At 39.2% G+C, this 26394-nt stretch carries 25 protein-coding genes, 11 tRNA genes, 1 pseudogene and 1 riboswitch; of the genes and pseudogenes, 28 read left to right on the top strand and 9 right to left on the bottom strand.

The genetic code is table 11. The annotated features are described in order from the left end of the window. Positions 1-178: 178 nt before the first annotated feature. The 12 genes from ACYP5M_RS24080 to ACYP5M_RS24025 all read left to right on the top strand — a co-directional run bounded on the left by ACYP5M_RS24080 (position 179) and on the right by ACYP5M_RS24025 (position 1628). Positions 179-252: transfer RNA gene (locus ACYP5M_RS24080), tRNA-Met, on the top strand. Between the two features lie 5 nt (positions 253-257). Beyond that, positions 258-333: transfer RNA gene (locus tag ACYP5M_RS24075), tRNA-Asp, on the top strand. A gap of 12 nt (positions 334-345) precedes the next feature. Next, a tRNA-Phe gene (locus ACYP5M_RS24070) sits at positions 346-421 on the top strand. Between the two features lie 7 nt (positions 422-428). After that, positions 429-504 (top strand) — tRNA-Thr (locus ACYP5M_RS24065). Between the two features lie 16 nt (positions 505-520). After that, positions 521-604, top strand: a tRNA-Tyr gene (locus ACYP5M_RS24060). A 10-nt stretch (positions 605-614) separates the two neighbouring features. After that, positions 615-688, top strand: a tRNA-Trp gene (locus ACYP5M_RS24055). 17 nt (positions 689-705) lie between these two features. Beyond that, positions 706-781 (top strand) — tRNA-His (locus tag ACYP5M_RS24050). A gap of 35 nt (positions 782-816) precedes the next feature. After that, a tRNA-Gln gene (locus ACYP5M_RS24045) sits at positions 817-891 on the top strand. A gap of 3 nt (positions 892-894) precedes the next feature. Further along, positions 895-969 (top strand) — tRNA-Gly (locus ACYP5M_RS24040). Between the two features lie 8 nt (positions 970-977). Then, positions 978-1051, top strand: a tRNA-Cys gene (locus ACYP5M_RS24035). Positions 1052-1059: 8 nt separating this feature from the next. Then, positions 1060-1140, top strand: a tRNA-Leu gene (locus ACYP5M_RS24030). 116 nt (positions 1141-1256) lie between these two features. Then, positions 1257-1628 carry a site-specific integrase gene (locus ACYP5M_RS24025; RefSeq protein ID WP_434167891.1) on the top strand — a complete coding sequence of 124 codons (372 nt, stop codon included), beginning with the start codon at positions 1257-1259 and terminating at the stop codon, positions 1626-1628. A gap of 294 nt (positions 1629-1922) precedes the next feature. Here the strand turns inward: ACYP5M_RS24025 and ACYP5M_RS24020 are convergent, their stop codons facing one another. Continuing rightward, a complete protein-coding gene (locus ACYP5M_RS24020) occupies positions 1923-2426 on the bottom strand; it encodes a hypothetical protein (protein ID WP_434167890.1) in 504 nt (167 codons plus the stop codon). A 673-nt stretch (positions 2427-3099) separates the two neighbouring features. Here ACYP5M_RS24020 and ACYP5M_RS24015 point away from each other — a divergent pair. The 3 genes from ACYP5M_RS24015 (at position 3100) to ACYP5M_RS24005 (ending at position 5027) form a co-directional block, all read left to right on the top strand. After that, positions 3100-3768 (top strand): DNA alkylation repair protein, encoded by a 669-nt coding sequence (locus tag ACYP5M_RS24015; protein WP_434167889.1) that lies wholly within the window; start codon positions 3100-3102, stop codon positions 3766-3768. A gap of 435 nt (positions 3769-4203) precedes the next feature. Beyond that, complete coding sequence (locus tag ACYP5M_RS24010) at positions 4204-4392, top strand: hypothetical protein (protein WP_459735598.1); 189 nt, start codon at positions 4204-4206, stop codon at positions 4390-4392. 236 nt (positions 4393-4628) lie between these two features. Beyond that, the gene (locus ACYP5M_RS24005) at positions 4629-5027 is read left to right on the top strand and encodes a hypothetical protein (protein WP_459735597.1); all 399 of its coding nucleotides are present in this window, start codon (positions 4629-4631) and stop codon (positions 5025-5027) included. A 494-nt stretch (positions 5028-5521) separates the two neighbouring features. Here ACYP5M_RS24005 and ACYP5M_RS24000 read toward each other — a convergent pair whose 3' ends face one another. Continuing rightward, on the bottom strand, positions 5522-5812 hold the full coding sequence (locus ACYP5M_RS24000) for a hypothetical protein (protein ID WP_434167886.1): 291 nt from the start codon (positions 5810-5812) through the stop codon (positions 5522-5524). Positions 5813-7062: 1250 nt separating this feature from the next. After that, positions 7063-7605 carry a DUF6241 domain-containing protein gene (locus ACYP5M_RS23995; protein WP_434167885.1) on the bottom strand — a complete coding sequence of 181 codons (543 nt, stop codon included), beginning with the start codon at positions 7603-7605 and terminating at the stop codon, positions 7063-7065. Between the two features lie 749 nt (positions 7606-8354). On the opposite strand from ACYP5M_RS23995, the gene glsA reads away from it, so the two are divergent. Beyond that, positions 8355-9296 (top strand): glutaminase A, encoded by a 942-nt coding sequence (glsA, locus tag ACYP5M_RS23990; RefSeq protein ID WP_459735600.1) that lies wholly within the window; start codon positions 8355-8357, stop codon positions 9294-9296. Between the two features lie 269 nt (positions 9297-9565). Here the strand turns inward: glsA and ACYP5M_RS23985 are convergent, their stop codons facing one another. Both ACYP5M_RS23985 and ACYP5M_RS23980 read right to left on the bottom strand, forming a co-directional pair. Beyond that, positions 9566-9760, bottom strand: a complete 195-nt coding sequence (locus ACYP5M_RS23985; RefSeq protein WP_053533812.1) for a hypothetical protein — start codon at positions 9758-9760, stop codon at positions 9566-9568. Further along, complete coding sequence (locus ACYP5M_RS23980) at positions 9747-10268, bottom strand: tyrosine-type recombinase/integrase (RefSeq protein WP_434169732.1); 522 nt, start codon at positions 10266-10268, stop codon at positions 9747-9749. The genes ACYP5M_RS23985 and ACYP5M_RS23980 overlap by 14 nt, the downstream gene beginning before the upstream one ends. A 305-nt stretch (positions 10269-10573) precedes the next feature. On the opposite strand from ACYP5M_RS23980, the gene ACYP5M_RS23975 reads away from it, so the two are divergent. The 3 genes from ACYP5M_RS23975 to clpP all read left to right on the top strand — a co-directional run bounded on the left by ACYP5M_RS23975 (position 10574) and on the right by clpP (position 12722). Then, positions 10574-10954 carry a hypothetical protein gene (locus ACYP5M_RS23975; RefSeq protein WP_459735596.1) on the top strand — a complete coding sequence of 127 codons (381 nt, stop codon included), beginning with the start codon at positions 10574-10576 and terminating at the stop codon, positions 10952-10954. A gap of 445 nt (positions 10955-11399) precedes the next feature. Next, entirely contained in the window at positions 11400-12107 is a 708-nt protein-coding gene (locus ACYP5M_RS23970) for a sigma-70 family RNA polymerase sigma factor (RefSeq protein ID WP_434167884.1), read from the top strand. 30 nt (positions 12108-12137) lie between these two features. After that, positions 12138-12722 (top strand): ATP-dependent Clp endopeptidase proteolytic subunit ClpP, encoded by a 585-nt coding sequence (clpP, locus tag ACYP5M_RS23965; protein WP_101223429.1) that lies wholly within the window; start codon positions 12138-12140, stop codon positions 12720-12722. A gap of 140 nt (positions 12723-12862) precedes the next feature. Here the strand turns inward: clpP and ACYP5M_RS23960 are convergent. Then, a pseudogene (locus ACYP5M_RS23960) lies at positions 12863-12982 on the bottom strand (alpha/beta hydrolase); the annotation flags it as partial. 167 nt (positions 12983-13149) lie between these two features. On the opposite strand from ACYP5M_RS23960, the gene ACYP5M_RS23955 reads away from it, so the two are divergent. Further along, positions 13150-13737: a DUF6241 domain-containing protein gene (locus ACYP5M_RS23955; protein WP_434167883.1), complete on the top strand. Its 588-nt coding sequence runs from the start codon at positions 13150-13152 to the stop codon at positions 13735-13737. Positions 13738-13873: 136 nt separating this feature from the next. Here ACYP5M_RS23955 and ACYP5M_RS23950 read toward each other — a convergent pair whose 3' ends face one another. Together ACYP5M_RS23950 and ACYP5M_RS23945 are read right to left on the bottom strand one after the other, a co-directional pair. Continuing rightward, positions 13874-14767, bottom strand: coding sequence for a TauD/TfdA dioxygenase family protein (locus ACYP5M_RS23950; RefSeq protein WP_459735595.1), 894 nt, complete (start codon positions 14765-14767; stop codon positions 13874-13876). A gap of 30 nt (positions 14768-14797) precedes the next feature. Beyond that, the gene (locus ACYP5M_RS23945; protein ID WP_101223426.1) at positions 14798-15787 is read right to left on the bottom strand and encodes an ABC transporter substrate-binding protein; all 990 of its coding nucleotides are present in this window, start codon (positions 15785-15787) and stop codon (positions 14798-14800) included. Positions 15788-16171: 384 nt separating this feature from the next. On the opposite strand from ACYP5M_RS23945, the gene ACYP5M_RS23940 reads away from it, so the two are divergent. Together ACYP5M_RS23940 and ACYP5M_RS23935 are read left to right on the top strand one after the other, a co-directional pair. Further along, positions 16172-16939, top strand: coding sequence for an ABC transporter ATP-binding protein (locus ACYP5M_RS23940; protein ID WP_434167882.1), 768 nt, complete (start codon positions 16172-16174; stop codon positions 16937-16939). A 31-nt stretch (positions 16940-16970) separates the two neighbouring features. Further along, positions 16971-17795, top strand: coding sequence for an ABC transporter permease (locus ACYP5M_RS23935; protein ID WP_434167880.1), 825 nt, complete (start codon positions 16971-16973; stop codon positions 17793-17795). A 61-nt stretch (positions 17796-17856) separates the two neighbouring features. On the opposite strand, the gene ACYP5M_RS23930 is transcribed toward ACYP5M_RS23935, so the two are convergent. After that, entirely contained in the window at positions 17857-19083 is a 1227-nt protein-coding gene (locus tag ACYP5M_RS23930; RefSeq protein WP_434167879.1) for an ATP-binding protein, read from the bottom strand. Positions 19084-19537: 454 nt separating this feature from the next. On the opposite strand from ACYP5M_RS23930, the gene ACYP5M_RS23925 reads away from it, so the two are divergent. From ACYP5M_RS23925 to thiC, 6 genes are all read left to right on the top strand, one after another. After that, on the top strand, positions 19538-20458 hold the full coding sequence (locus ACYP5M_RS23925) for a glycerophosphodiester phosphodiesterase (protein ID WP_101223423.1): 921 nt from the start codon (positions 19538-19540) through the stop codon (positions 20456-20458). Positions 20459-20612: 154 nt separating this feature from the next. Further along, positions 20613-21752, top strand: coding sequence for a zinc-dependent alcohol dehydrogenase (locus ACYP5M_RS23920; protein WP_452445212.1), 1140 nt, complete (start codon positions 20613-20615; stop codon positions 21750-21752). A 339-nt stretch (positions 21753-22091) separates the two neighbouring features. Next, a complete protein-coding gene (locus tag ACYP5M_RS23915; RefSeq protein WP_434167876.1) occupies positions 22092-22544 on the top strand; it encodes a hypothetical protein in 453 nt (150 codons plus the stop codon). A gap of 226 nt (positions 22545-22770) precedes the next feature. After that, positions 22771-23304: a histidine phosphatase family protein gene (locus ACYP5M_RS23910; protein WP_101223420.1), complete on the top strand. Its 534-nt coding sequence runs from the start codon at positions 22771-22773 to the stop codon at positions 23302-23304. Positions 23305-23439: 135 nt separating this feature from the next. Continuing rightward, complete coding sequence (locus tag ACYP5M_RS23905) at positions 23440-24228, top strand: HAD family hydrolase (RefSeq protein WP_459735594.1); 789 nt, start codon at positions 23440-23442, stop codon at positions 24226-24228. 116 nt (positions 24229-24344) lie between these two features. Continuing rightward, a riboswitch (TPP riboswitch) is annotated at positions 24345-24459 on the top strand. A gap of 135 nt (positions 24460-24594) precedes the next feature. Beyond that, entirely contained in the window at positions 24595-26373 is a 1779-nt protein-coding gene (gene thiC / locus ACYP5M_RS23900; protein ID WP_101223418.1) for a phosphomethylpyrimidine synthase ThiC, read from the top strand. Positions 26374-26394: the final 21 nt, after the last annotated feature.

Genomic DNA, 26394 nt, shown 5'->3' with positions numbered 1-26394 from the left:
GGATTAGCTCAGCTGGGAGAGCATCTGCCTTACAAGCAGAGGGTCGGCGGTTCGATCCCGTCATCCTCCACCATTTTTCAATAACATCAAGTTGTTTCTGCATAAAGGATTGATCATTTCAGCCCATTGAAACGCTTAACACGAAAACTTGATGCATAAAAAGCAACATTATTACCGTCGCGGGGTGGAGCAGTCCGGTAGCTCGTCGGGCTCATAACCCGAAGGTCGCAGGTTCAAATCCTGTCCCCGCAATCTATGGTCCCGTGGTGTAGCGGTTAACATGCCTGCCTGTCACGCAGGAGATCGCGGGTTCGATTCCCGTCGGGACCGCCATTTTTATTGTTTGGCTCAGTAGCTCAGTCGGTAGAGCAAAGGACTGAAAATCCTTGTGTCGGCGGTTCGATTCCGTCCTGAGCCACCATAGTAGTGCCGGTGTAGCTCAACTGGTAGAGCAACTGACTTGTAATCAGTAGGTTGGGGGTTCAAGTCCTCTTGCCGGCACCATGTTTCATCCATATGCGGAGGGGTAGCGAAGTGGCTAAACGCGGCGGACTGTAAATCCGCTCCTTAGGGTTCGGCAGTTCGAATCTGCCCCCCTCCACCATATTTATTACAGGGGTATAGTTTAAAGGTAGAACAGAGGTCTCCAAAACCTCCAGTGTGGGTTCGAGTCCTACTACCCCTGCCAATTTAAATCCTATAATGGCGATTGTGGCGAAGTGGTTAACGCACCTGATTGTGGTTCAGGCATTCGTGGGTTCGATTCCCATCAGTCGCCCCATTTAATAAAATATGATATAATGATTACAACGTTAATGGGCTATAGCCAAGCGGTAAGGCAACGGATTTTGATTCCGTCATGCGAAGGTTCGATCCCTTCTAGCCCAGCCATATGCGAAAGTAGTTCAGTGGTAGAATACAACCTTGCCAAGGTTGGGGTCGCGGGTTCGAATCCCGTCTTTCGCTCCAAAAACGTTGGCGGCATAGCCAAGCGGTAAGGCAGAGGTCTGCAAAACCTTTACCACCGGTTCGATTCCGGTTGCCGCCTCCAACAAACATGCCGGTGTGGCGGAATTGGCAGACGCGCACGACTCAAAATCGTGTTCCTCTGGAGTGCCGGTTCGACCCCGGCCACCGGTATCAAAAATGCTTATAGAATCAAGGTCTCAACTTAATTGTTGAGGCCTTTTTTCTTTGTCTTTTACACGACAAAAATAACTAAGAATCGTGTGCCTTGAATTAGACAGGAGGAGAGTATGGCAAGACGTGGTGACCTTACAAAGGATGAATTAAAAATCATTAAAAAGAAAATAACAGATGAAGAAGCATTTGAAAATTTCTTTAGAGATTGTTTTTTAAGAAATCTAAGACCAGCAACAATTGATTATTATAAAAATGAATTTCATGCTGCTAAGAAGTTTATTAATAATACACTGGTTGAATGTGATCAGCAAGATATAGAAAATTTGATTATAGAAAGCAAAAAGTTAATAAAAGTAACTACTATAAATACTCGGTTATGTGCTCTCCGATCATTTTACAATTATCTTTATAAAAATAAGTTAATTGATAAAAATCCGATGAAAAACATCAAGTTGTTAAGAGACAGATTGAAAACAATACTTTAGATAGTAAAGAATTGGAGTTGTTACTAAAGACAATACAAAAATAAAAAACGTTTGTAGGATTTAGGGATGAAGTAATTTTGCTTGTATTTCTAGATACTGGAGTACGATTGTCTGAATTGGTTGGGGTTGAGGTGGAGGATGTCAGAGAAAAATTTTAATAAGTGTTCAGTAGCCCTCTAGGCAGAGGCAGTATGCCCTACCACACTGCCCTACCCTGTTGCAGAAGGAGAATTACTATGAACTAACTCTCTGGAGGGTAACCATCCCTCCCTAGAAGGCTACTGGCACTAGTATTTAGTAATTAATTATTTCTGCACCAGATTTTCTGTTCAAATACGTGAGAAGCTGTTCCTTTGACCAAGGTGTAGACTCAGTAGGCTCTGGAAGAATTTCTGTGCGAGCGTTACTTACGAAGCCCCAATAGTCCTCTACTTTACTCACACAAGCACTGCTATTTCCGCTCATCTCTCCTTGAAAGCTGTCAATATCTTTACAATGTATTTCCTTAATTCCAAAGGGGAATGCATATAAAATATCCGCATAGATAAGAGTTTTCTTTGACCAGTCATCTTCTCTAAATTCAATAGACCATTTCCGCCCTGTTTCACAAGATGATATATATTCAGAAAGATTACCAATGATATCATTTAAGCTTTTCAAGCCTACTTTGTTTTCTTTAGCTTCTTTAAATTGAACATGAATAACTTCACCGTTACGTGTAATTTTCAACAAGTCTTTGAAGGTTTCCAATATGTATGTAAATCCATTCATCTGATATGAAATCTTTGTTTCAGTCATTACTTCTCCCCCAATATCTCTTTACGATTTTATAAACAATCAGAATGCCAATCCCAGTAAAGACTACTGCGAAGAATTTTGGAAAAGCACATATAGGAATGATTAAGAGAGGAATCCATATAAAGAACGAATGGATATAACGTTAAAAAAGGGGAACTTTTCAAAGCCTCAGAAAAAGAAGGGGTAATTGTAAATGGTAGTTTCGCGTGTGATTTTGGCAGTCCTAATTTCGAGGCTTGGTTTGAAATAATCGCCTAAGATAACTATTAAACTGACTGATTCATAAATTTGTTGTCAATACTGAAAGCAGGGATATATTATGCTTTTATTTCTATTACGGATATTTCTCCTATAAAGTCCTTCAGAGCAATTTGAGGGGCTTTTTATTTATAAATACCATGATTTGATATAAATGCTTGTTTAAACTAAAGGGTAGCGTTTCTTTAAAAAGGAATGCTCTTTTCGTATCCAATTAAAAGGAAGTAAATGTTATTATTATATTAAAGATGGTTGCTCTTCTATTATAGGTGGAGAAAGCTTTAATACGATATATACTACAATATTAACTTTGGAGGCACACCACTGCAATAAGACTTATAACGAAATTAAGTTCTTGATATATCCCGTCAAGGACATATTATGAAACAGTGCTTTAATAAAGGAGTTGTATAAAATGAATGAAAATAAAGGTACAGAAATAGAACGCTTTTCAAAAGCAGAAAACATTCTACCTCAGATCAATAGTAAAACTAAGCTAGGCGACTTACGAAAAATCGCGAAGGACATTAAAAAAGATCACGAACTAGCTATGGAACTTTGGTCAACCGAAGAGTTTTTGCCCAGACTATTAGCAATCTTAATTATGGACAAAAAACTTCTTTCACAAGATGTGCTAAATAAGCTTGATAAGGATATGCAGACTCACACTTTTGATGAGCGAAATAACTTAATGGATTGGTTAATGGCTAATCAGCTCACCAAAGACAAGAAGAAAATTGCATTGATGGAGTCATGGGAAAATAGTCCTTCTGCTCTTCAAAGGCGAGCTTTCTGGTATTATCAAGGGCGATTGAGATGGACTGGACAAACACCGCCTGATAACACCGCATACTTGCTATCTGCATTAGAAGCTTATATTATGCAGGAAGAACCGGAAGTTCAATGGGCTATGAATTTCACCGCAGGCTGGATAGGCGTTTATGATGAAAAGAATCGTGCACGTTGTATTAAACTTGGTGAGAAAACGGGTCTTTACAAAGATGAAATAGTAGCAAAAGGATGTACTCCCAGCTATTTGCCGGAGTTCATTACAATTGAAGTTAACAAACGACATAATAATTAGTTACCTCTCAAAAATTTATTAGGGTTTAATGTAAAAAATAAAGGAATTCTAAGCCTCAATATGAAAATTGTAATAGGCTTGGACCGAAAAATAAAGAAAATAACGCGTTATGGCAGCTAGTTAGTGAAATATGCAAGGAAGATGTAAAGGATTAACCCACTATCTCTTTTTGGTCTGTAGGGCGCTTATCTTTAAGAAGAACAACTTTCCAGCTGCACAGTACAACGATACTGTTCAGCAGGAGATAAAAAAGGACGATTTCCACATAAATGGTGATCGTCCTTCTTCAACTAATGGGGGCGATAGTGAAAGAACGGGTATCGCTGCGGAGAGCCTTTTTTGTTATAGAACTAACGGTGCAGGATAATACAGTAAGAAGAATATGTCTTATGTCTCATCAGACGAATATTATTCATTAAGAAAGGGATGATTATGATGACAAAAATATCTTATAGTGGTTTAAAATATGGGGAAAGAGATGAGGAAGTAAAATTACTGGTGGATATACAAAATGATTGGTTTGAGATAACGCATACGAAGGAAGTGTCTCAAGTAATGAATAAATCAACAGGTGAATATATCATAGTAAAACGAAACACCCTGAAATTTGAGGTTGTTTCATAGTACGATGAGATTGTGAAGTATTGTACTTAAAGTAACGGGTGCGTTAGTTCAACAAGACAACGGTGAAGGAATCCTAATAAATGGTGTATTATGTTAGCATTAGAACGCTAAATGGCTATAGAGGGTGGCATTGAAATAAAGTTCGATAATTTATAAAAAAGAACCTAACAAATAAAATATTTAAATAGATTTACATTTTCAATCACCTAGATATAAGAATATCGAGGTGATTTTTTATGTTGCCAACAAAAGAGTCACTAATACAACATTTAACTGACAAAATGACGAACAAAGATATTGCAATAATTTATGAGACAACTTTTCAAAAAATCATCCAATTAATAAAGAAAAATGATCTCAATCCAATTGAATTAAGAAAGGTAAATAAATTTATTGTATATGAACATTGGTACAATGGAAAAGTCGTTTATGTTGGAAGCGGTGTTTGGTATAGATGCAGAAGATATAAAAATAGAAGAAATTCGGAACATGTGCATCTAATGGAAGAAGGAAAACTTGAATATCGTATAGTGGGTGAATACGAAAAAGTAGAGGATGCAAGGAAGTACGAAGCTAGGCTCATTCAAAAATATAAACAATTAGGACAAGCAAAATTTAATAAGAAAATGCGTTGATTCTTGACGATTATAAGAAGTAAAGGCATAATTATCAGTAATCGTGTTACTAAAAAAATGAGTTTTTTCAACAACCGTTGATATTACTGATTATATAGCTTTTATGGAATATAATGGGACTCGAAATCGTGTTCTTCTGGAGTGCCGGTTCGACCCCGGCCACCGGTATCACCAATAGCGAATAATCGCTATTACATCAAGCTTCACACTTAATTGTGTGAAGCTTTTTTATGTTCATGACGCATTATAGAATATGTACAAATAATGTGCGGAGGTATTATGCAATGGTTTTTAATCACTCTAGAATGAAGGGAATTGAAACCAAGGAGCATACAAAATCGAATCAAACTGTTTGGCAGATTATCGGAGTTTAAAAGTGATAGAATCTTATGCACTGAAATCGTTTATTTTATCAATGTTTGTTCTTACGATAAAAAATAAAAACGAATGGGTCAAAGAGTATTAACTCTACCATTCGTTTTAAAATAATAAATTTATATTTCAATATTCATAGCACTTAGGTCTGCTTCCGTATAGCCAGAGGAGGATAGTGCGATTTCAATTTTTTCAGCAGCCTTATAATCAAATAATTTAAATTTAGACATTAATGCGAAAGCATTTTGATTTTCGATTGCCAAGGCAACAGCTTCAACGTCCTGCAGTAATTTCAGGTCTTCAATGTAGAATTGGGCGGTTCTCATCGCTAAATACTCATTCATTGTAGTCGAACTGTAGAAAAGTCTTGTTAATGTGGCAATTGCGTTAGGAACGAAAATCTTATTCATAATTACCCCTCCACTATTCGTAATATTCTGTCATTTGAGTCCCCATTAGTATGAGTCACTCTAAAAATGTTGTCAATCTTTATCTTTGGAGCATTTTTACTCACCATTTGAAAGTAAATCTGTACTCTAATTAAGTAAATAGAATACAGACACTTTTCCAGAGGCAATGTGATTGCACCGAAGCACACTACGTAAGCAAAAGAATGAATTGCTGAGTTACGAAGCGAAGATCCTTTCTGTGGTCTTACAAGGGCTTATGAAACAACAGGTCGTTATAAACTGTGAAGAAGGCGGGCTTCCACGTTACGCAGCTCTCCAGATGAAACACTATCAGCCACAATTATTTGCAATGTTCTCGTAGCTGTCATTCGTTTGTCTGGATACTTTATTTGTAGACGCTGTTGTATCGCTCGGAAAAGTTCATTATTTTCTGGACGGTTGGCGTTATAGATTTCTTGTAAACTCTTCGATTTTCCCAAGGCTTTTCCTACTTTCCATCAAGTGTGAAATACAATATGAAAGCTTATGCGATAATATATATTTCCGCCTAAGCGCTTCTAATTCCTTCTTTTTTAAAAATTAAATCTTCTTTAAAGAGCAGTGAAGATGCTCCGATTTTTACAAGGGGTAATTTTCCTCGTTTTCATCAAACTATGAGGAGGAGCTCTGCCTAAATGGCGGGGGGATGGTTGATATTGGTTTGTATATCTATCTTTAACCATATTAAATGAAAACGCCCCATTTAAACGCACTGACACGACTTTTTAATATCCTTCATAAGGGTTTATGTATCGAATGTGTTAAAACGCATTAGAACATAATAACGCTAGCGGCCTTTTTAACGGAAAGCACTAATATGCTGCGTGACTTAGATAGGGAGTATACCGACAACAAAAGCCGATAATAGACGAGTTCCAATCTGAAAAATTCGACCAACGGATTTGCTATGCGATAGAATAAAACTATGCGGGGAAGATTACGAAGTGGAGAGATGTCGGAAATAATTGCGTTGTTCATGCAATGAAATGAAATGAATAAAACGATTAAAGCAACTCGCTGCCAACACAGACTTACTCGTGTGTATACGGAAGAGGCAGCTGGAGTATACCCGTATTACCCCAAGCGTATCCTCATAAATCCTCTCTTCTGCTGTACTAAAAAATCGCGAATCAAATTTTTCCTGTTGGCGAAAATGGGCCCAATTGTTTTGATTAATAAAAATACTCGATGGGCTCGATATTTAATGACTCTTAAAAGTTTTCTTTTACAAATTCTGCTTCTTGTTCAGGAGTAAGAACTCCGGTAGCTTTACCAACATTTCCATTTTGAGCACCCCAAAGGTAGTTGTGATCTTCCACTATATTGTCGAAGTTCCCTTCTTTCCAGTTTCCTGCGATTTTCAGCAACTCTCTTTTTAGTGTGAAGCCAATGTCGCTGTCTTTAATAAATTCATAAACTGCATTGATGTTTTCAGGGGCCATCTCAAGGTTGTACCATTTTTCTTCAGAAATTACTTTTTGATGAGTCATACTATGCATAGTTTTCATAACGTCCTCTGCAGTTGAAGCTGGGCCAAGGCCTAGTTCATATAGAACTTGTTCATTCTCTGAAGTTTGCTCTTCCAAATCTTTATCTTTCTTAATTTTCCCCGTAACATCCATAACAGCAATATCGGTATTTGGTTCATTATGCGTTGCTTCATACTTTTTGGCATTCTGCTGTAATGTTATTATCACTGCAAGAACTGCTGCAGCAGTTATAATTGAAACCATTGACCATCTAAATTTATTCATGATAAGTTCCTCCGAGTAATAGTTCGATTATTCACTGACTTCGGTTACATCCTTTTATGGATAAGCTAACCATTATGATATTAACATATAATATTAACAAATAATCTTAAACTATTAAGTAACCATATATAGATAAATTTTTTTTATTGGTAACCAATACATAGTCAGCATAAAAATAATAAACATTTGCAGTTTGATCATCACCAAGGGTTGTACTAGCCCATGTTGATTCGCTTCTCATTTGTCATTTTTTAAACAAGGAAAGATCTGGATGGCTATTTCTTCTGATGAAAAATAATGCTTCATTTTCCCTGAGAATGAAACCAAAGCTTCAAAAATTATGGGTATTGAAGGTTTAAGACTTGAAGAATTGGATGATTAACCAATGATATGTCTTTGAATATATACACATAACAAAAAAAGATGAACCCTATTTGATTCCAACGCAGCATTAAAATCAAGATCTCAACGATTATGTGAGGTCTTTTTTCTTTATCTTAAACATGACGAAAATAATTCAGAACCAGATTAGGGAAGTATGGTTAGACCTTACAAAGGGCTAATTAGTATCAATAAGAAGCATTTAAAAATTTCTATCAATAATTATTATTTAAGAAAACCAAGACCAGGAAAGAAGCCGCTTCACAGTTTTTTAAATAATATCGATGGAATATGGTAATAAATAAAAAATACTATCTAGGAACACTTCACAAAACATATTTTCTAAGGGGCGGAAAATTGTGAACAATATGGGATGTCAATGCAGGTCCAATGACGAATTACAGCAACTGGTTGACGAGGCAAAAAAATATACAAATATGGGAACAGTGGCAGACTATATACCGGCTCTTGAGAAGGCGAATCCTGGGGATTTGTCTGTTGCAATTTACTATCCTGACGGAAAAGGATATTGTGCTGGGGATGTAAGAGGTAAAATGACCCTGCAAAGCATATCAAAAGTTTTGACACTTGCTTTGGTATTAATGGAAAAGGGAGAGGAATATGTCTTTTCCTATGTAGGAAAAGAACCTACCGGCGACCCTTTTAACTCGATTGCCAAGTTAGAGACAAACAAGCCATCCAAGCCGTTAAATCCGATGATCAATGCAGGAGCATTGACTGTGACCCATATGATTGCAGGTAACAGTGTAAATGAGCGATTTCAGCGTATTTTACATTTTATCAGGGAGTTGACGCAAAATCCTACTATCGGTTTTAATGAAGATGTTGCCCGGTCAGAATACAATACAGCAGACTTGAATAGGTCGTTAAGCTATTTTTTAAAGCAGCATAATGTAATAAATGAGGATGTGGAGGATTTAATTGAATTGTATTCGAAGCAGTGTGCCATTGAAATGGACAGTCAGGATTTAGCGAGGATAGGCTGTGTGCTTGCCATGAATGGGAAAGATTTGTTGACGGGAAAGCAAATCATCCCCGGGGACATTGCCCGTATTTGCAAGACATTCATGGTTACTTGCGGCATGTATAACGCATCAGGTGAATTTGCCATTAATGTTGGCATACCGGCTAAAAGCGGTGTGTCAGGGGGAATCATGGGAGCCGTCCGCGGAAAATGTGGGATTGGAATTTATGGCGCAGCGTTGGATGAGAAGGGGAACAGCGTTGCCGGGATAAAAATCTTGGAAATGATGGCGAAAAAGTATTCCTTAAGTATGTTTAATTTGTAAACATTGAAACCATTACCGAGTGTACCGGATGATATTAATTAATTTTTTATTCGAAAGTTGTCTGGAATTAAATCTTAAGCATACGGCTTAGGAGAGTCAGAGAAGAGAGGGAATGAAGTTTGGAATAGAGCTTTTTCATTTTGTTATGTTGTGGTGTTACAGGAAGATGAAAAGTGCCTATCAGATGCATTATAAATGAGGTTCAGTTTAAAGCTTTAACTTTCTAGGAAAAAAAGACCTCTGCACATAAGGGCAAGGTCTTAAGCTGGTTATAACAAGTTGGAGAAAAGAGATACTTTTTTATATAAAGCATTTACCTCTTTATTTCGATGTTCCCCGATTTCATTTTTTAGCTGGCCTTCCATATCGGTCATTAGATCAGCTAACTTCAATGCCTTTTGTCTGTCGGAAATATTGCTGCGAATGATAGATTCATATTTTGCATTGTATTCAGTCAGTGACATTTCTTCCGTCCTCCCATAGTGTAAAGTCATATAAGCTGCCCTCTGTTCCTTCTTCAGCAACCCCAATGTACTTAAGTGTAATTACAGGGTGTGAATGGTTAAGGATCATTTGTAACTCAGCGAGGTTCTTACTTCGTTTATAGTGCCAGTACCCGAATGTTTTCCGCATGGTATGTGTACCGACGCCCTCGATGTCCACCATGTCAGCTGCTTTATTAAGCTGTCTGTAAGCTTGTATCTTACTTATTGGCTTATCGCCCTTGCGTGAGGGGAATAGCCATTCACCATCAATGGTGGCTATATAGGCGGTCAATTCATTACATATAGTATTAAGCTGTATCATTCTTGGCTTCTTTGCTTTCCCTTCCTTGATGATGACCTCCATCTTGCCTTTAATGTCCTTTATCTTCAGCGATAATAGATCAGTCACCCGTAAGCCGGTATTGATGCCTAACAAGAACAATATGTAGTCTCTCTCGCTGCAATGTCTTTTCAATGACCATTTCATATCATCTAATTTTTCCGATGTTCTGATTGGTTGAACGTCTATTAAATGTTCTTTTGGCAAAAGTGATCACCCTTATTTCACGCCAATGGAATCAGTATTTTGAATGTATACTTTTAAGAGTAACACTGAAAAAGGATGGAAGTCAATTTGAGGGGTATACTGATATTTTTTGGACTGTCCTTTTTATAGGGTTCGGAGTATTTTTAGTTGTTTATTGAATAATAGCAATAAAAAACTTCTGGAACTTGATATACTGAAAATAGTAATATTTTTCTAAACTAGTGTTATTGATGGATATTTAATAGATGAATTTATTCATTCTGAATTTATTATGCTTTAGCAGGATTGGGGAAACCGCCATGAAGAGAGTTTTAGCTATATTGAAAAAGGTACTGCCTTTAAGCTCAAGGTTGATTACTATGGCAATTATGATAGCCGTTTTTTACTGCATGTTCATGTTCGCAGACCTGGAGAATGAAAAGGTAGACAGAGAGCGTCATAACGAGCGATCGGTGAATTTTGAAGAGATGGGCGATGAAGAATCTGAAGAAAATCCAGCAGGTTCTTTGGTGAACTATTGTAAAGATAGCGCTAATGAAGGTCGCACCTCCAGTTGGTTTGGTATCGAAGAAAACGAAATGGAACCTAGCGAATACACGGTCGAATGCATTGAACACCTGGAATAGCAGCTGAGTTCCTATGGATCATCCGGAAATTTGAAATTCAGGATTCACTACAAGGACACTCGGGGAGGTCAGGGATATCGGAACAAGTTGAGAATTGGGAAAAGGTTTAGATATATACGAAACACCTGAAAGTCACTTCCAAAGATTTGGCTGATTGGCTTAAAGGAGTGTACGGAGAATAATAATTGGTTTGGTAAATAAGGTCTTCACTGAAATGCTTGGTGACGAACCGGGTACACAGCGGGGGAGGCCTTATTTGCTGCATACAGAACATTGATATTAGCCTGTTTGGAGCTTAACCAAACAGGTTTTTAGTATGAAAGGAAATCCAATGGAAAAAATGGAATAGGATATAAAGAAGAATGAAGGAAAATTTTTCACCCCCATATCTTTTTCTCTTTCTGAAACGTTTATAGGATAGAGGGTGTTGAAGGAGTGAGAAAAAATGATAAATAAGTTAAGGGAAGATATTTCTGAAGAAAATGATAACGATGCGATTTTGCGTGAAGTCTATCCTGAATTGCTGCGGTTTTGCCGATTCCTGACCCAAAATAATTGGGATGGGGATGATTTGGCACAGGAAACGATATTGAGGGCAATGCAGGGCTATGGAAAGAAAACGGAGATAACAACTGCTCTATTGAAGACGATTGCCCGCCATTCCTGGATTGATACGATTAGAAAAAGGAAAAAAGAATCCTTAGACGATCTGTTGGATACCGAACAGCAGGGGGCAGGAGGGGAAAATGTTTTTGAAACGGTAGAATATATAATTAAATCCCTTACCCCGAAACAAGCTGTAGTGTTCATATTAAAGGAAGGGTTCCTCTATCGGTCAAAAGAAATCTCAGATTATTTGAACACCACGGAAACAGCAGTAAAAGCCATCTTGAACCGTGTGAAAAAGCGTTTTGACAATGACGTTGATGAGCGTATGTTGTCTTGTGTGGAAGATTGGCAGGATGAGGAGGAACAGCGGCTCATGTCCCTGATGACACAGGCTTTAAAAGCCCAAAATCCTGATATCCTCATTAGAAGCATCCCATCTTTCAAATCGCTGAACAGTGAATCGATGATTCCTAAACTGATGAATCGTCCGATTCTTTCCAAATCAAGCTTCACTCCTTCAAACACACTCTCAATGGCTGCATAGCCAATTATATTGTTAGGAGGAAGAAGAGATATGACCACCATTCCATATGTAATTGAGCAATCAAGCAAGGGTGAGCGCTCGTACGATATTTATTCCAGACTTCTAAAAGACCGTATCATCATGATTGGGGAAGAGATCACCGATCATTTAGCCAATAGCGTGGTTGCCCAATTGTTATTCTTGGCAGCGGATGCACCTGATAAAGAAATTACCATCTTCATAAACAGTCCAGGGGGATCGACCAGTGCCGGTTTCGCCATTTATGATACGATGCAATATATTAAGCCTGATGTCCGGACTGTATGTACGGGGATGGCTGCATCATTCGGTGCCATGCTTTTATTGGCGGGTACGAAAGGGAAAAGGTGCGCTTTGCCAAATAGTGAAATCATGCTTCATCAACCGCTAGGTGGGGCGAGGGGGCAAGCCACGGAGATTGAAATTTCTGCCCGAAGGATTTTAAAGCTAAAGGATCATATCAATCAAATCATCTCGGAAAGGACCGGCCAGCCTATCGAAAAGGTGGCGAAGGACACAGATCGTGATTATTTCTTAAGCGCAAATGAGGCGAAGGATTACGGTATAATCGATGAAATAATCGTTCAGGCTAATTAATCCTGATAAAAACGCGATGTAAGCTCAAAATATTCTGGACGAAAACGAAAGGAAACTGCCGATTGCATATCGGCAGTTTCTTTTTACCCTCTTACATTACTCCATATATTTATCCACAAACCCCATACCTTGTTCCAATACTATTCCGGATCCACTACCTCGGCTTCACAATGCCCGGCACCCGGTATTATCAATTTTTCTTTGTCTACTTTTGCTGCATTAAATATGTCATCCAGCATGGAATAAGTGACGAATGAATCTTCTTGAAAAAATAGAATGGTACCTTGGGGAATTATCGATATCTGAAACTACTGTAATTCTTCTTGAAGGGATGAGAAGGTTGGATGTCTACCTTTTCTGGATAGTACATCCATTTAATATGTTAAAATAAATATTATCTGACATTATCAATCTTGGAGGAAGTTTTATGAAGAAAACGCAAAAGGTTTTACTTGTTAGTGGAATCTCTGCTGTTGCATTATTCGGGGTGGGGGCTGCTTCCTTTAAAATCATGGAGAACTCCAATGAGTACGAAAAAGCTCAACTGGTAATTGAAGCCAGGGAAGCCAAAGAACAAATTGAAAGAGAAAGAGAAGATGAAAAAATCGAAGCCCAAAGGGAAGCAAAAGCGAAAGCTGCGGAACTTGAGGCCAAAACTGCGATATATGATGGGATCGAATTTGAAACAGGACTTGATGAAGGCTCAACCGAAACGGAAGTCATGGACGTCATGCATAAAATGACTCATCAAAAGGTTCGCTCGCAAGATAAATGGGGAGCTATACCGATGTCCCCTAAGATTATAGAAGAAGTTTATAAAATAGTGGATTCAAGTGATTTTCAGCATAGAGATAGATTGCTGGCCATCGCTGCCCGGTGGCGAGACTTTGATTTTAGCACGATCGTTCAGGACCATAACTTCTTTTGGGAAGACAAAGAAGGCACCGTTGGAAAAGCCCATGGAACATTAAGTCGGGCAGAAGAGGTTGAATTCATTGAAGTTAATTTTAAATGAGGGGATAGAAAGTACTGGAAATGCCAAAGGGCGAGTGGAAAGACCTGTTCAAAAAGAAAATACTCAAACCTCCTGCACTAAGGCCAGTTCCTCAGGAGGTTTGAGTATTTTCGAACCTTTCAATCGATACAGGAGTTTATTTTTTAATAATTAGTTTGCTTGACTCGTTCTCCTTGTTTACGGGAACGTCTTTACCTACAGTGACCCTGCGAACGACGCGATGCTGTTCCCCGTAATCGGCAATAGCATAATGCTGCGTGGCCAGGTTATCCCAAATGACCACGTCCCCTTCACTCCATTGCCAACGGACGGTATTTTCTAAGCTTGTGACGTATGAATCGAAGATACTTAATAATCTTTCAGATTCACTTGTTGTATATCCTTCCACTCTTCCAGCAAAGCCACCTAATAACAAATGCTTTTTTCCTGTTTCTGCGTGCACGTGAACGACTGGATGCCTTGTTTTATAAATGGTTGATTCGAATATATCACGATATTTCTTTTTAACCTCATCATCAATGTTTTCGGCTGGTTTGAATTGTGCATAATCATATTCATTTGTATGGATTGCCCATAGTCCGTCAGCTAATTTCTTCAATCCATCCGGCAGGTCCTCATATGCTTTATTGGTATTTGCCCAGACTGTATCGCCGCCAACATCAGGGATGGTTACACCTCTTAAAACAGAGTATTTAGGAACTTCTGGAACAAAAGTGACATCAGTATGCCAATGGTTTGCTTTAGCACCCCGTTCGGAATCAAGTTCGAAAATATAGTTAGTATTGTCTTTGACCGGTACTGTAGGATGTGCATAAGGCTCACCCAATAGTTTGGCAAATGCTTCTTGGCTGGCATCGTCCAAATGGTTTTGACCTTTGAAGAATACGACTTTATGATCGTTTAACGCTTGTTTGATTTCACTGAAAATAGCTAAATCCAAGTCTCCGCTTAATTGGACTCCTTGAATTTCCGCTCCAATCCTTCCTGCTACCGGTACCACTTTTAATTGTTGTGTTTTAGTTTCCGTCATAATCAATCTCCTCCTGTAAGGTATGTTTTTTTATTTTTTAAAGGCTTCATCAATGTATTCATTGTGGATCTGATTTTTAAAATTAAATGATTTCTTGATATAACCCACACCAGCTAAAGTATCGATGGATTCTTGTTGTGCTTTGATGGCATCTTCGGTAAAGAAGATATTTGGTTCTTCGGCCGTTATTATTGTCTTGACCGTACCCACAGGCAATTTAGTTTCTTTGGAATAAATTTCAGATGCTTCATCTGGATTTTCAATTTGCCAGTCGGCAGCTTTTTTATAAACCTTTAAATATGCTTCTACAATTTCAGGATGCTCTTCGGCAAAGCCTTTACGTGCAATGATAGCTCCAGGTGCTAATATTTTTCCTTTTACTTTAAGTGCGACAGCATTCCCTTTTTCAATATTATTAAGGTAATAAGGGTTCCATATCGCCCAGGCGTCCAATTGTTTGGTTTCAAAAGCTGCTTGAGCATCATCCGGTTGTAAATTGATCAGTTTAATGTCATCAGTCGTTAAGCCATGGGCTTTCAATGCCTTGATTAAATACACATGACCCGTTGTCCCCGAGGCAACACCGACCGTTTTTCCTTTTAAGTCTTCAATCTTCTTTATGTTACCTTCTGCTTGAGCCAGGATCCGGACAGATGACTCACCCCGTCCTGTTTGTGCAATCACTTCGAATGGCAGATTCTTATCAATGCCGGCAATCAGTGCACCATCCCCTAAAAAAGACAGGTCAACCCGATTGGAAGCAAGGGATTCCAAAAGCGGAGGACCACTCGAGAATTCACTCCACTCGATTTGGGCATCCAGTTTAGAAAACTCTTCGTTGAACAATCCCTTTTCCTTTGCAATGACCAATGGTCCCATCTTGCCATTTAAGGCAATATGAACTTTCAGTGGATCACTTTTCCCGGAAGCTTTGCCGGCATCGGAATTACAGCCTGCCAATACAGCGATGCTAATGATGGCAAGTAGTAATGCAGTTAACTTGTTACGATATTCCTTCATGAATTCCCTCCTTCACTAATACACTTACCACATCTGGATAGTCAGATTAATGACAAAAAAGAGATTCAACGAAGAGTATGCCGGGGTTACTCTTCATTGAATCTCCGGTAGTCCAGTTGATTCACATGACCTTTATTTAATTGGCTCCTGTGTGAAGCGGATTTGTGTATGAAAGCATCTTAACAGCTGTTAGAATTATCTGTCAATTACTTTTTCACTATTAATCCGATAAAATAAATTGGTATTAGGTGTTGATTATAAATAATCGATAAGTTAATATAAAATGAAATATTGAATCGACTAGTTAACTAGAGATTCAGCAAAGGGACAATATGTGCCTTATTGCTGGATCTCTATTTTTTTATTTGAGAAAGGGTGAGGGTATTGGTTGCGACGTTAGAAATTAATCAAGTAAGCAAAACATTTAAGAATGAGAATGAAAGTGTCCATGTTTTGGATAATTTAAATCTGACCGTCAACAATGGTGAATTCGTCACCATCATTGGTCCGAGCGGCTGCGGGAAAAGCACATTATTAAAGTTGATCGCAGGACTTGATTCAGACTTTGACGGAGCAATCATGGCAGGTGATCATCCGGTTAGCGGCCCTTCTAAAGACCGTGGTTTCATTTTTCAGGAGCATCGCTTATTTCCATGGCTAAACGTGGAGAAGAATATTGCAGGTAACCTTCCATTAAAGAAACCTGACATTCGAAAAAGGGTGGATGATTTGATTTCACTTGTTAAACTAAAAGGATTTGAAACGGCGTATCCACGCCAATTATCCGGTGGAATGTCGCAGCGTGTTGCCATTGCCAGGGCTTTATTACGTAATCCGGAAGTATTATTACTGGATGAGCCATTCGGTGCGTTGGATGCATTCACGCGAACGCATCTTCAAGAGGCTTTACTAGAAATATGGGAGAGGAATAAGACAACGATGGTGCTTGTCACCCATGATATAGATGAATCCATCTTTTTATCGAGGAAAGTGGTCGTCATGGATGCAAAGCCTGGACGGATTAAAGCTATCGTTCCAATTGATTTGCCATATCCAAGAACTCGAACAAGCAAAGTGTTTCAGGAATTCAGGTCCGTCATATTAACCCAACTTGATCATCATCCAGTAGAAGTGGAAGATTGGAGCATTTAATTAAATTTTTGAAAAAGGAAGGATGAAAATTATGTCTACACAGACCGTTGCTCAAAACAAGCCGCTTGTCATTAGGGGAACGACAAAACAATCCAAACTCGCCAAATCGGCATTGCGGGGTTCGGTCCTTCCCGTTGTCGTGTTGATTGCATGGCAAACATTAGGATCGGTGGGCATCCTGCCTGCCCAATTATTCTCATCACCTTTATTGATCGTCACGACTTTCATTGATCTCGTTCAGTCGGGGGAAATGGGCATGCATTTACAAATCAGTTTAACGCGGGCTATTCTAGGCTTTGCATTAGGTGGTTTTTTAGGATTATTGTTTGGAGTCATCGTTGGCATGCAAAAAAAATCCGAGGAATATTTAAACCCGAGCATTCAAATGTTACGAACGGTCCCTTTACTTGCTATTACCCCTTTATTCATTATGTGGTTCGGATTTGGTGAACTATCCAAAGTGCTGCTTATCGCTTTAGGTGCTTTTTTTCCTTTATATTTACAAACTTTTTTGGGACTTCGGAATGTGGATAAAAAACTGTACGATGTTGCCCTAATATTGGAGTTTAGCCGACGGGAACAAATAACGAAGCTCATGATTCCTGCAGCTTTGCCAAACATATTACTTGGTATCCGTTTAGCCTTAAGTGCGGCTTGGATGTGCCTGGTCGTGGCTGAATTGCTGGGTGCGGATAGAGGGGTGGGCTTCATGATCCAGGATGCCCGTTCATTCATGCAAACGGACGTCGTATTCGTAGGCATCATCATTTTTGCCCTCGCTGGTAAAATCTCAGACTCGTTTGTCCGCTTTTTAGAAAATTATTTGCTGAAATGGCAAGATAGTTTTAAAGCCTAATTGAAAAAGGATGACCGCCCGGTGAAGGGTGGTCATCCTTTTTCTTATTAGGGATATATATTTAATCTATTTTTTTATATAAGGGCAAATAAATGGTGAACGATGTTCCTCTGTTCACTTCGCTCTGTACCACGATTTTCCCTTTGTATTTTTGAACGATGGAATAACAAACGGTCAGGCCGATACCGGTTCCCCTATCTTTAAGTGAATAAAATGGGGTACCTAGAATATCAAGCTGTTCTTTTGAGAGACCTATTCCTGTATCCGTTATTCGTATTTTTGCCATAGTGCGTTCCTGCTCTGTTTCCACCTTGATGAATCCAGGTTTGTTCATTGACTCAATTCCATTTTTCATGATATTGACCAGTATCTGTTTAAGTTCGATGGGATTCATGTTAATGTGCAGGTCGTCACGGAAGTCCAGGAGAAAGCCTATGTTACGATTATTGGCGAAACTGGTTAATAAATCGGAAATCTTTTGGATTTCATAATTTAAAGGTATGACCTGTACATTATCCGTATGCGGTTTTGCCAAAGACAAATAGTCATTGATTATCACTTGTGTATATTCAAGTTCCGTAAGCATGGTCTGTACATAAAATTTTTCCGTTTCATTCAGTTCCTTCTCTTGATCTAATAACTGGGCAAACCCTTTAACGACTGTAATCGGATTACGTATCTCATGTGCAATGGTGGCAGCTAGCTGTCCGACTGAGTTCAATTGTTTGGCCTGCTGTATTTCCTTGTGGAATGCATTAGTGGATTCCATCCTATTATTGGTGCCTATGAACACGAATACCAATATGATTTGAATGGCGATGAAATTAAGCGTGTTGCCGAAACTATCCAAAGCGACATATTCATAAGTGTATTGAAGATCCGTTTTTGAAATGATCATGATGGAAGCGGGACCTAATATGATATTTAAAGTGGCCACAACATAAAACCCGATTTTATCAAAGAGAAAAATGGGAAACAAGGGTGCTATAGCAAATAAAGAAAGCATGATTGCTGTATCTGGAAATATCCAAAATTTGCTATATAAATAAACAGTAATTAAGAAAATGAATAGGGTCTTATAAAAATTGACTTCTGTTTTTAAGAAAAATAACAGAGAAATTATCATCCCCGATATTAAAATGACCTGTAATGTCATCTCGTAGGGATTATCTTTCCAACTTATAGGTGATACAGAAATCCCAACTAATAGTAAAAAGGATATCATTGCCATGAATGCTTTCAGTATAAATCGGTGTTTGTTTTGATAATATTGATAATTTTTTAACATAATTCCCCTTAGGATTAATATTCTGTTTGTTTAATAGTAATATGATACTAGTTTTTTGTAAATCAGAAAAAGATAGATTTTGTCATTGATAGTCTTTGTATCTATATTTTAGAAAAGACCACACTCCAGGCATGGGTCGGGTGGAATTCAGTACCTGAAGGTCAGGGCAAGGAGTTAAGGGGCAATTCTGTACAGGTCCTCTTGGTATGTCAACATTGGAATATCTGATCTAATATCTGGAATTTATCGGCTTTAAGTTTGATTTAATATGGGTCTGGAACGCTTAAAGTGTCAATGAAACGGTTAATTAGGTAGAACAAACTACATGAATGCCTTGTATTTGATAGGTTATTTTAACCATTTTAGATAATATATTATTTCTTTACATTATATTTGCTGTAAGTTCACATTCCCCTTCTAAAATGATGGTAATAGTAGGAGGGAGAGAGGGAAAATGAAAACGAATATAAAGAAATTCAGTTTTTGTATGATGAGTGCGGCTTTTATATTGCAGGCTACTTCCATCGGGACCCTAGCTGCAAATGGAAATCATTCCAATTCATCTATTTATGAGAAGAAAATCGTGAATATTGCACATCGGGGAGCTTCTGGTTATGCACCTGAACATACCATTCCAGCTTATCAAATGGGAGAACAAATGAAAGGCGACTACATAGAAATCGATCTTCAAATGACCAAGGATGGTAGATTGATAGCAATGCATGATGAAAAGGTGGATCGTACAACGAATGGTACTGGTCTGGTGAAGGATTTAACGCTGACAGAAATCAAGAAACTGGATGCCGGTACATGGTTCAATGAAAAATATCCGCAATTGGCAAAAGAGGTATATGAAGGGTTAACGGTTCCCACTCTTGAAGAAGTCTTTAAGAAGTTCGGAAAGCAGGCCAATTACTATATCGAAACAAAGTCTCCTGAAGTATATCCGGGAATGGAAGAAGAACTTCTGCAGGTTCTGGAAGAATATAAAATGGTGGATTCAAAAGGCCGAACCAAGAATGTATTAATTCAATCGTTCAGTAAAGAAAGCCTTATGAAGGTTCATGACATGAATCCAAAGTTACCGCTTGTGCAACTTTTTTCTTATAAAAACCCAGCAACCATTTCCGATGAAGAATTGGAGTCCATTAAGGAATATGCAATTGGCGTTGGGCCGAACTTCAATAAGGTGGACGGACAATATGTGAAGATGGTTCGCGACCATGACCTCCAATTCCATCCATATACAGTAAATGAAAGAGCGGATATGAAAAAGGCTCTTGAATGGGGTGCAACGGGGCTGTTTACGAATTATCCCGATGTATTCAACGAGGTACTAAGTGAGTATAAGCACAATAATAAAGTTCCTAAATAAATGGTTTCATAGGTGAGTCCCGGTTTCCGGGGCTTTTTTTGTCATCTTGGTGCAGCATGATGAAGAGATTCTTGGGAAATTAGATGTTCATAGGCTTAGTAGCCTTTTTTGACGGGTATATCAGATGTATAAAGAATATTTTAGGAGGTTGAATATGAAGGCTGTAACTTTTCAAGGAGCAAAAGATATACAGGTAAAACAAGTTGAAGATCCGAAACTTCAGCAAAAGGATGATATCATCGTCCGAGTGACTTCAACGGCTATTTGCGGGTCCGACCTCCATATATATCAGGGTGCTTTGCCGACGCATAAAGATTATGTCATTGGCCATGAACCGATGGGCATCGTCGAAGAAGTGGGTCCGGAAGTAACAAAGGTGAAAAAAGGGGACAGGGTTGTCCTGCCTTTCAACATTTCTTGTGGGCACTGTTATTATTGTGAACATGATATGGAGAGTCAATGTGATAATTCCAACCCCAATGAAGCGGTGGATACAGGCGGGTACTTTGGTTTTACGGAACGATATGGGAACTATCCAGGCGGGCAGGCAGAATATTTAAGGGTCCCATATGGAAACTTCATGCCGTTTGTCATCCCAGAGTCATGTGAACTTGAAGATGAAGCGCTTTTGTTCATGTCCGATGTGCTGCCAACCGCATATTGGAGTGTAGAGAACGCTGGCGTCAAGAAAGATGATACGGTAGTGGTATTGGGCTGTGGGCCGATTGGGTTGATGGCTCAGAAGTTCGCTTGGATGAAAGGAGCAAAAAGGGTCATTGCCATCGACAATCTTCCTTATAGACTCAATAAGGCTAAACAAATGAATAAGGTTGAGGCGTATAACTTCGATGAATATAACGATATGGGCAGCTACATTAAGGAAATCACTTCTGGCGGGGCAGATGTGGTCATAGATTGTGTAGGAATGGACGGCAAGAAATCAACGATAGAAGCGATTGAACAAAAGCTGAAACTTCAGGGTGGAACGTTAAGTGCGATCGAGATTGCACTTAACGCCGTACGTAAATTCGGCACGATCCAACTGACTGGCGTATACGGATCCAAATATAATATGTTCCCATTAGGCAATTTATTTGAGCGGAACATTAATCTTAAAATGGGACAAGCACCGGTCATTCACTACATGCCCAAGCTTTTTGATAAGATCACGGCTGGAGAGTTCGACCCCACGGAAATCATATCCCATAAAGTCCCTCTAGAAAAAGCGAGTGAGGCTTATCAAATCTTTAACGATCACGAGGATGAATGTATTAAAGTGGTGCTAAAGCCATAATGTGAAGCTTATAAAAAGTCCAATGCCCTGAGCGGCATTGGATTTTTAGTTGAGTTCATAAATGGATCAAAATTAATGGTGTATTATCGATAAACGTATAAATGAGGTGTGAAATATGAATGATAATTATGCCCGTGAACTGAGAAAATTAGGATTCGTGGCTTTCGTATCAGGGAAATCCTCGAAATATGACGATTGACACTTCAGTGTTGAAGGAGCGTATGAATTGAAAAAGAGTCGCTATAAAAATAAGATGCAAGTGAACTTGAATAAGGGTTTTTGGTAATGAAATGTACTATTTTTATTATATAATGATAGTGTCAAAAGGAGGACGTACAGATGTTATATAATTCGGCAACAGAACTTTGTGAAGGGTTTGGGTATCCGCCCGTTCATGTTAAATTGACGATAGAGATCGTCGATAAGAGATTGGGACCTGTAAAGGCGGAAGCAGAGATTGCCATCAAGCCTGTTAAGTCAAAGGAATATCTGGAAGTATTGGTGGAGGAATTGGAATCGGATCATATCTTTGCTGATGAAAATGGCAGTATCTATGGCAGCTTCGGCATCGATCAAAGCATCCAGATATATGATGAAGTCCTGACTACCATTCCGTTCGATGAGTTGATCGGAAAAGAAAATTGGAAAGAGACAGTTGAGGAATCCATCACTGTAGAGAAGCTGAGGGAACAACTGGGGAAATCTCTCAATGATTATCAATTCAGTGATTTGAGCGGAAAATATAAATTCAGGAAAAGATGTACGATAACAGAACTACAATTCATAGATTAAACGATAAATGGAGAAGGCGAGATGCTTTCTCTTTTTTCGATGCTATCATAATTAAACGCTGGATCTTTAAAAACTTTTAAATATATACACAGTGTTAAGGAGAGTTTAGTAAGGTTTTAATGGTTTTAACATACTTTTTTTTATAGTTTTACTTAGGGTAATATATTGATAAGGGCTGTTTACAAGAAAAAGAAACGTATATTTTAAAAGATAAAAAGGAGAAGATATGAAAATTGGTTTGGTACGGCATTTTAAGGTGGCACATGAATTTCCTACTGGGAGATCTGTGACGGCGGATGATATGAAGCAATGGTTTAAGGACTATGATGCAGCGGATATTATTTATGGAACGACTTTATTTGGCGCGGAGGAATGGGAGGAGTGTTATTGCAGTGATATGTCGAGAGCTGTCAAGACAGCGGAACATATCTATCCAGGTCCGGTTCACCGGATGGAGGAGCTGCGGGAAATACCTTCCCCGCCTCTTAAAGGAAGGGTAAAGCTGCCATTCATCCTTTGGGCTATCTGGATTCGCTGCTGCTCGGTGTTAAACAAGCAGACAAGGGCGGAAATTAAGATCGCAGAGCGAAGGATCAATAAAGTATTGGATGAAGTCTTTGCAAAGGGGGAAAGGGATGTTTTGATCGTGAGTCATGCCGCCCTCATGGTATATATGAGGAAAGAGCTGATCCGACGGGGGTTCACCGGTCCCAAATTCAAGATTGCCAGTAATGGAAAGCTGTATGTATTTGAAAGGTGATAAGTGGATAAGAGTTTCCCACTAGAAAAGGTAAGTCATTTTCCGAATAGTTATTCTTTTTTTATTGGTTGTGGTTTATTATTGTAATAGTGTAATTTTTACGAATTCAATAATAGGGAAAGAGGGGTGGACATTTTGCTGAAGGCAGTTTTTTTTGATTTAGATGATACATTACTATGGGATCAGAAAAGTGTAAAAGAGGCTTTTGTGGCCACATGTGAAGTGGCCAAGGAGAAATATGATCTGAATGTCGACGATTTTGAAGAAGCTGTGCGAAAGGAAGCGCGTGAGCTTTATTCTTCTTACGATACATATGCATTCACCCAAATGATCGGAATCAACCCATTTGAGGGGCTATGGGGAAATTTTCAGGATGATCATGATGAATTCAGGAAGATGGCCGGGATTGCACCGGCTTATCGGAAAGAAGCGTGGACGAGAGGGTTATTGGCATTAGGGATCGATGACCCGGAATTTGGACTTGAACTGGCAGAACGTTTCCCTGCGGAGAGACGCAAAAAGCCATTTATCTATGAAGAAACATTCCGTGTTCTGGATGAATTAAAAGGGAAGTATAAGTTGCTATTGCTTACGAACGGATCTCCTGAGCTGCAAAATACCAAACTTGAAATTACGCCTGAACTGGTTCCTTATTTCGACCAAATCGTGATTTCAGGCGCATTTGGAAGAGGTAAACCGGATGCCTCCATTTTTGAGCATGCTTTGGGGATCATGGAGCTTGATAAGGATGAAGTATTGATGGTCGGCGATAATTTAATGACGGATATCCTTGGAGCATCACGGGTAGGCATAAAGTCGGTTTGGATAAATCGCCATGATAAGGAACGGAATGCAGTGATTCCAACCTATGAAATCAAGCATTTAGAGGAGCTTTACCCTATCCTTGAGAGCCTGGGAAATTAATTAACGGCTCTTCTTCAAATAATAAATTTTTGATAGTTGTAATGAAAATATTAGGTCTTTCAAATTATTTACAGAATGAAATGGGTGAGATATAGTTACCCTGTAATCAATTAAATTATTCAGACTAGGGGTGTCCAATAAAAGTTGGGCTGAGAGAGAAGCGCTTAAGCTTCTTAACCCTCAGGACCTGATCTGGTTCATACCAGCGTGGGGAAGTTAGAATCTACTAAACAATGACATTTCAATTGGTCATTTCTGTAGCCATACTAACGTTAGCCAGGTCTTAAATATGAGATCTGGCTTTTTCGTGCGAAATGGATTGGATTTTGTCCTTTTTAAATGAACTTAAAAAGGAGAAATGAAATCATGATGAGTAATTCAGTAAATGACATGAACGTTTCAATTATGTCCAGTTTTGCCGGGAGTAAAAAAGTGTATGTTGAGGGATCTAGACCCGATATTAGGGTGCCCATGCGTGAAATTAAGCTAAGTCCGACTACAGGTTCATTCGGCGAAGAGGAGAATCCGCCTTTACGAGTATATGACACAAGCGGCTTTTATACGGATTCAGAATATCCCATTGATATTCATAAAGGTCTTGCCCCGATTAGACGCAGCTGGGTTCTGGAAAGGGAAGATGTTGAAGAGTATGAAGGGCGTGAAATAAAGCCCGAAGATAACGGGTATAAAAAAGAGTCACAAACGAAAGCAGAAATTTTTCCGGGATTGAAAAGAAAACCATTGCGTGCAGCAAAAGGGCAAAACGTAACCCAGCTCCATTATGCCCGAAAAGGTATCATAACTCCTGAGATGGAATTCATCTCGATCAGGGAAAATGTAGCCCCTGATTTTGTAAGAGATGAGGTAGCTAGCGGGAGGGCGATCATTCCGGCAAATATTAACCATCCTGAAAGTGAGCCCATGATCATTGGACGTAATTTTCATGTGAAAATAAATGCGAATATTGGAAATTCCGCTGTTAGTTCATCGATTGAAGCAGAAGTGGAGAAAATGACTTGGGCTACACGTTGGGGTGCAGACAACATAATGGATCTTTCCACCGGTAAGAATATTCACACGACCCGGGAATGGATTATCAGGAATTCTCCTGTGCCAGTTGGGACGGTTCCGATATATCAAGCATTGGAAAAAGTGAATGGAGTCGCGGAAGATTTAAATTGGGAAGTTTTCCGGGATACATTAATCGAGCAGGCTGAGCAAGGTGTGGATTACTTCACGATACACGCCGGAGTGCTTTTGCGATACATTCCCATGACAGCAAAGCGAGTTACGGGAATCGTTTCCCGGGGGGGCTCCATCATGGCACAATGGTGCTTGGCCCACCACCAAGAAAGTTTTCTCTATACTCACTTTGAAGAGATTTGTGAAATCATGAAGGCGTATGATGTCTCTTTCTCATTAGGTGACGGCCTCCGTCCTGGCTCCATTGCAGATGCAAACGATGAGGCTCAATTCGCTGAATTGGAAACACTTGGGGAACTGACGAAGATTGCTTGGAAGCACGATGTTCAAGTCATGGTGGAGGGACCCGGTCACGTACCGATGCATTTGATTAAAGAAAATATGGATAAGCAGCTGGAAGTCTGTCAAGAAGCACCATTCTATACCCTGGGACCATTGACAACGGATATAGCTCCTGGATACGATCATATCACTTCTGCGATTGGTGCTGCCATGATTGGATGGTTTGGAACGGCCATGCTTTGTTATGTGACACCGAAAGAGCATTTGGGGCTTCCGAATAAAGAGGATGTTCGTGTAGGGGTCATTACTTATAAAATTGCAGCCCACGCAGCTGATCTTGCTAAAGGCCATCCCCAGGCACGAAAACGGGATGATGCCCTTTCGAAGGCTAGATTCGAATTTCGTTGGAGAGATCAATTCAATCTTTCCCTCGATCCTGAAAGGGCAGTTGAATATCACGATGAAACACTACCGGCTGAAGGTGCCAAGACAGCCCATTTCTGTTCAATGTGCGGACCCAAATTCTGCAGTATGAGGATTTCTCAAGACATCCGTGATTTGGCGAAGGAAAAGGGTCTGGGCTTTGAGTCGGTAATCGATGAAGGTCTTAAAGAAAAAGCGAATGAATTTAGGAAAACGGACGGGGAAATCTATTTATGATTCCGATGAGAGGGAGAATTC

The sequence above is a fragment of the Peribacillus sp. N1 genome (assembly GCF_054600815.1).
This window is presented reverse-complemented; position numbering and strand designations above follow the sequence as displayed.

Excerpts from the sequence above, each read along its gene's own strand:
- ACYP5M_RS24025 (WP_434167891.1), top strand. The coding sequence starts at position 1,257 with ATGGCAAGACGTGGTGACCTTACAAAGGATGAATTAAAAATCATTAAA.
- ACYP5M_RS24020 (WP_434167890.1), bottom strand. The coding sequence starts at position 2,426 with ATGACTGAAACAAAGATTTCATATCAGATGAATGGATTTACATACATA.
- ACYP5M_RS24015 (WP_434167889.1), top strand. The coding sequence starts at position 3,100 with ATGAATGAAAATAAAGGTACAGAAATAGAACGCTTTTCAAAAGCAGAA.
- ACYP5M_RS24010 (WP_459735598.1), top strand. The coding sequence starts at position 4,204 with ATGACAAAAATATCTTATAGTGGTTTAAAATATGGGGAAAGAGATGAG.
- ACYP5M_RS24005 (WP_459735597.1), top strand. The coding sequence starts at position 4,629 with ATGTTGCCAACAAAAGAGTCACTAATACAACATTTAACTGACAAAATG.
- ACYP5M_RS24000 (WP_434167886.1), bottom strand. The coding sequence starts at position 5,812 with ATGAATAAGATTTTCGTTCCTAACGCAATTGCCACATTAACAAGACTT.
- ACYP5M_RS23995 (WP_434167885.1), bottom strand. The coding sequence starts at position 7,605 with ATGAATAAATTTAGATGGTCAATGGTTTCAATTATAACTGCTGCAGCA.
- glsA (WP_459735600.1), top strand. The coding sequence starts at position 8,355 with ATGGGATGTCAATGCAGGTCCAATGACGAATTACAGCAACTGGTTGAC.
- ACYP5M_RS23985 (WP_053533812.1), bottom strand. The coding sequence starts at position 9,760 with ATGTCACTGACTGAATACAATGCAAAATATGAATCTATCATTCGCAGC.
- ACYP5M_RS23980 (WP_434169732.1), bottom strand. The coding sequence starts at position 10,268 with ATGAAATGGTCATTGAAAAGACATTGCAGCGAGAGAGACTACATATTG.
- ACYP5M_RS23975 (WP_459735596.1), top strand. The coding sequence starts at position 10,574 with ATGAATTTATTCATTCTGAATTTATTATGCTTTAGCAGGATTGGGGAA.
- ACYP5M_RS23970 (WP_434167884.1), top strand. The coding sequence starts at position 11,400 with ATGATAAATAAGTTAAGGGAAGATATTTCTGAAGAAAATGATAACGAT.
- clpP (WP_101223429.1), top strand. The coding sequence starts at position 12,138 with ATGACCACCATTCCATATGTAATTGAGCAATCAAGCAAGGGTGAGCGC.
- ACYP5M_RS23955 (WP_434167883.1), top strand. The coding sequence starts at position 13,150 with ATGAAGAAAACGCAAAAGGTTTTACTTGTTAGTGGAATCTCTGCTGTT.
- ACYP5M_RS23950 (WP_459735595.1), bottom strand. The coding sequence starts at position 14,767 with ATGACGGAAACTAAAACACAACAATTAAAAGTGGTACCGGTAGCAGGA.
- ACYP5M_RS23945 (WP_101223426.1), bottom strand. The coding sequence starts at position 15,787 with ATGAAGGAATATCGTAACAAGTTAACTGCATTACTACTTGCCATCATT.
- ACYP5M_RS23935 (WP_434167880.1), top strand. The coding sequence starts at position 16,971 with ATGTCTACACAGACCGTTGCTCAAAACAAGCCGCTTGTCATTAGGGGA.
- ACYP5M_RS23930 (WP_434167879.1), bottom strand. The coding sequence starts at position 19,083 with ATGTTAAAAAATTATCAATATTATCAAAACAAACACCGATTTATACTG.
- ACYP5M_RS23925 (WP_101223423.1), top strand. The coding sequence starts at position 19,538 with ATGAAAACGAATATAAAGAAATTCAGTTTTTGTATGATGAGTGCGGCT.
- ACYP5M_RS23920 (WP_452445212.1), top strand. The coding sequence starts at position 20,613 with ATGAAGGCTGTAACTTTTCAAGGAGCAAAAGATATACAGGTAAAACAA.
- ACYP5M_RS23915 (WP_434167876.1), top strand. The coding sequence starts at position 22,092 with ATGTTATATAATTCGGCAACAGAACTTTGTGAAGGGTTTGGGTATCCG.
- ACYP5M_RS23910 (WP_101223420.1), top strand. The coding sequence starts at position 22,771 with ATGAAAATTGGTTTGGTACGGCATTTTAAGGTGGCACATGAATTTCCT.
- thiC (WP_101223418.1), top strand. The coding sequence starts at position 24,595 with ATGATGAGTAATTCAGTAAATGACATGAACGTTTCAATTATGTCCAGT.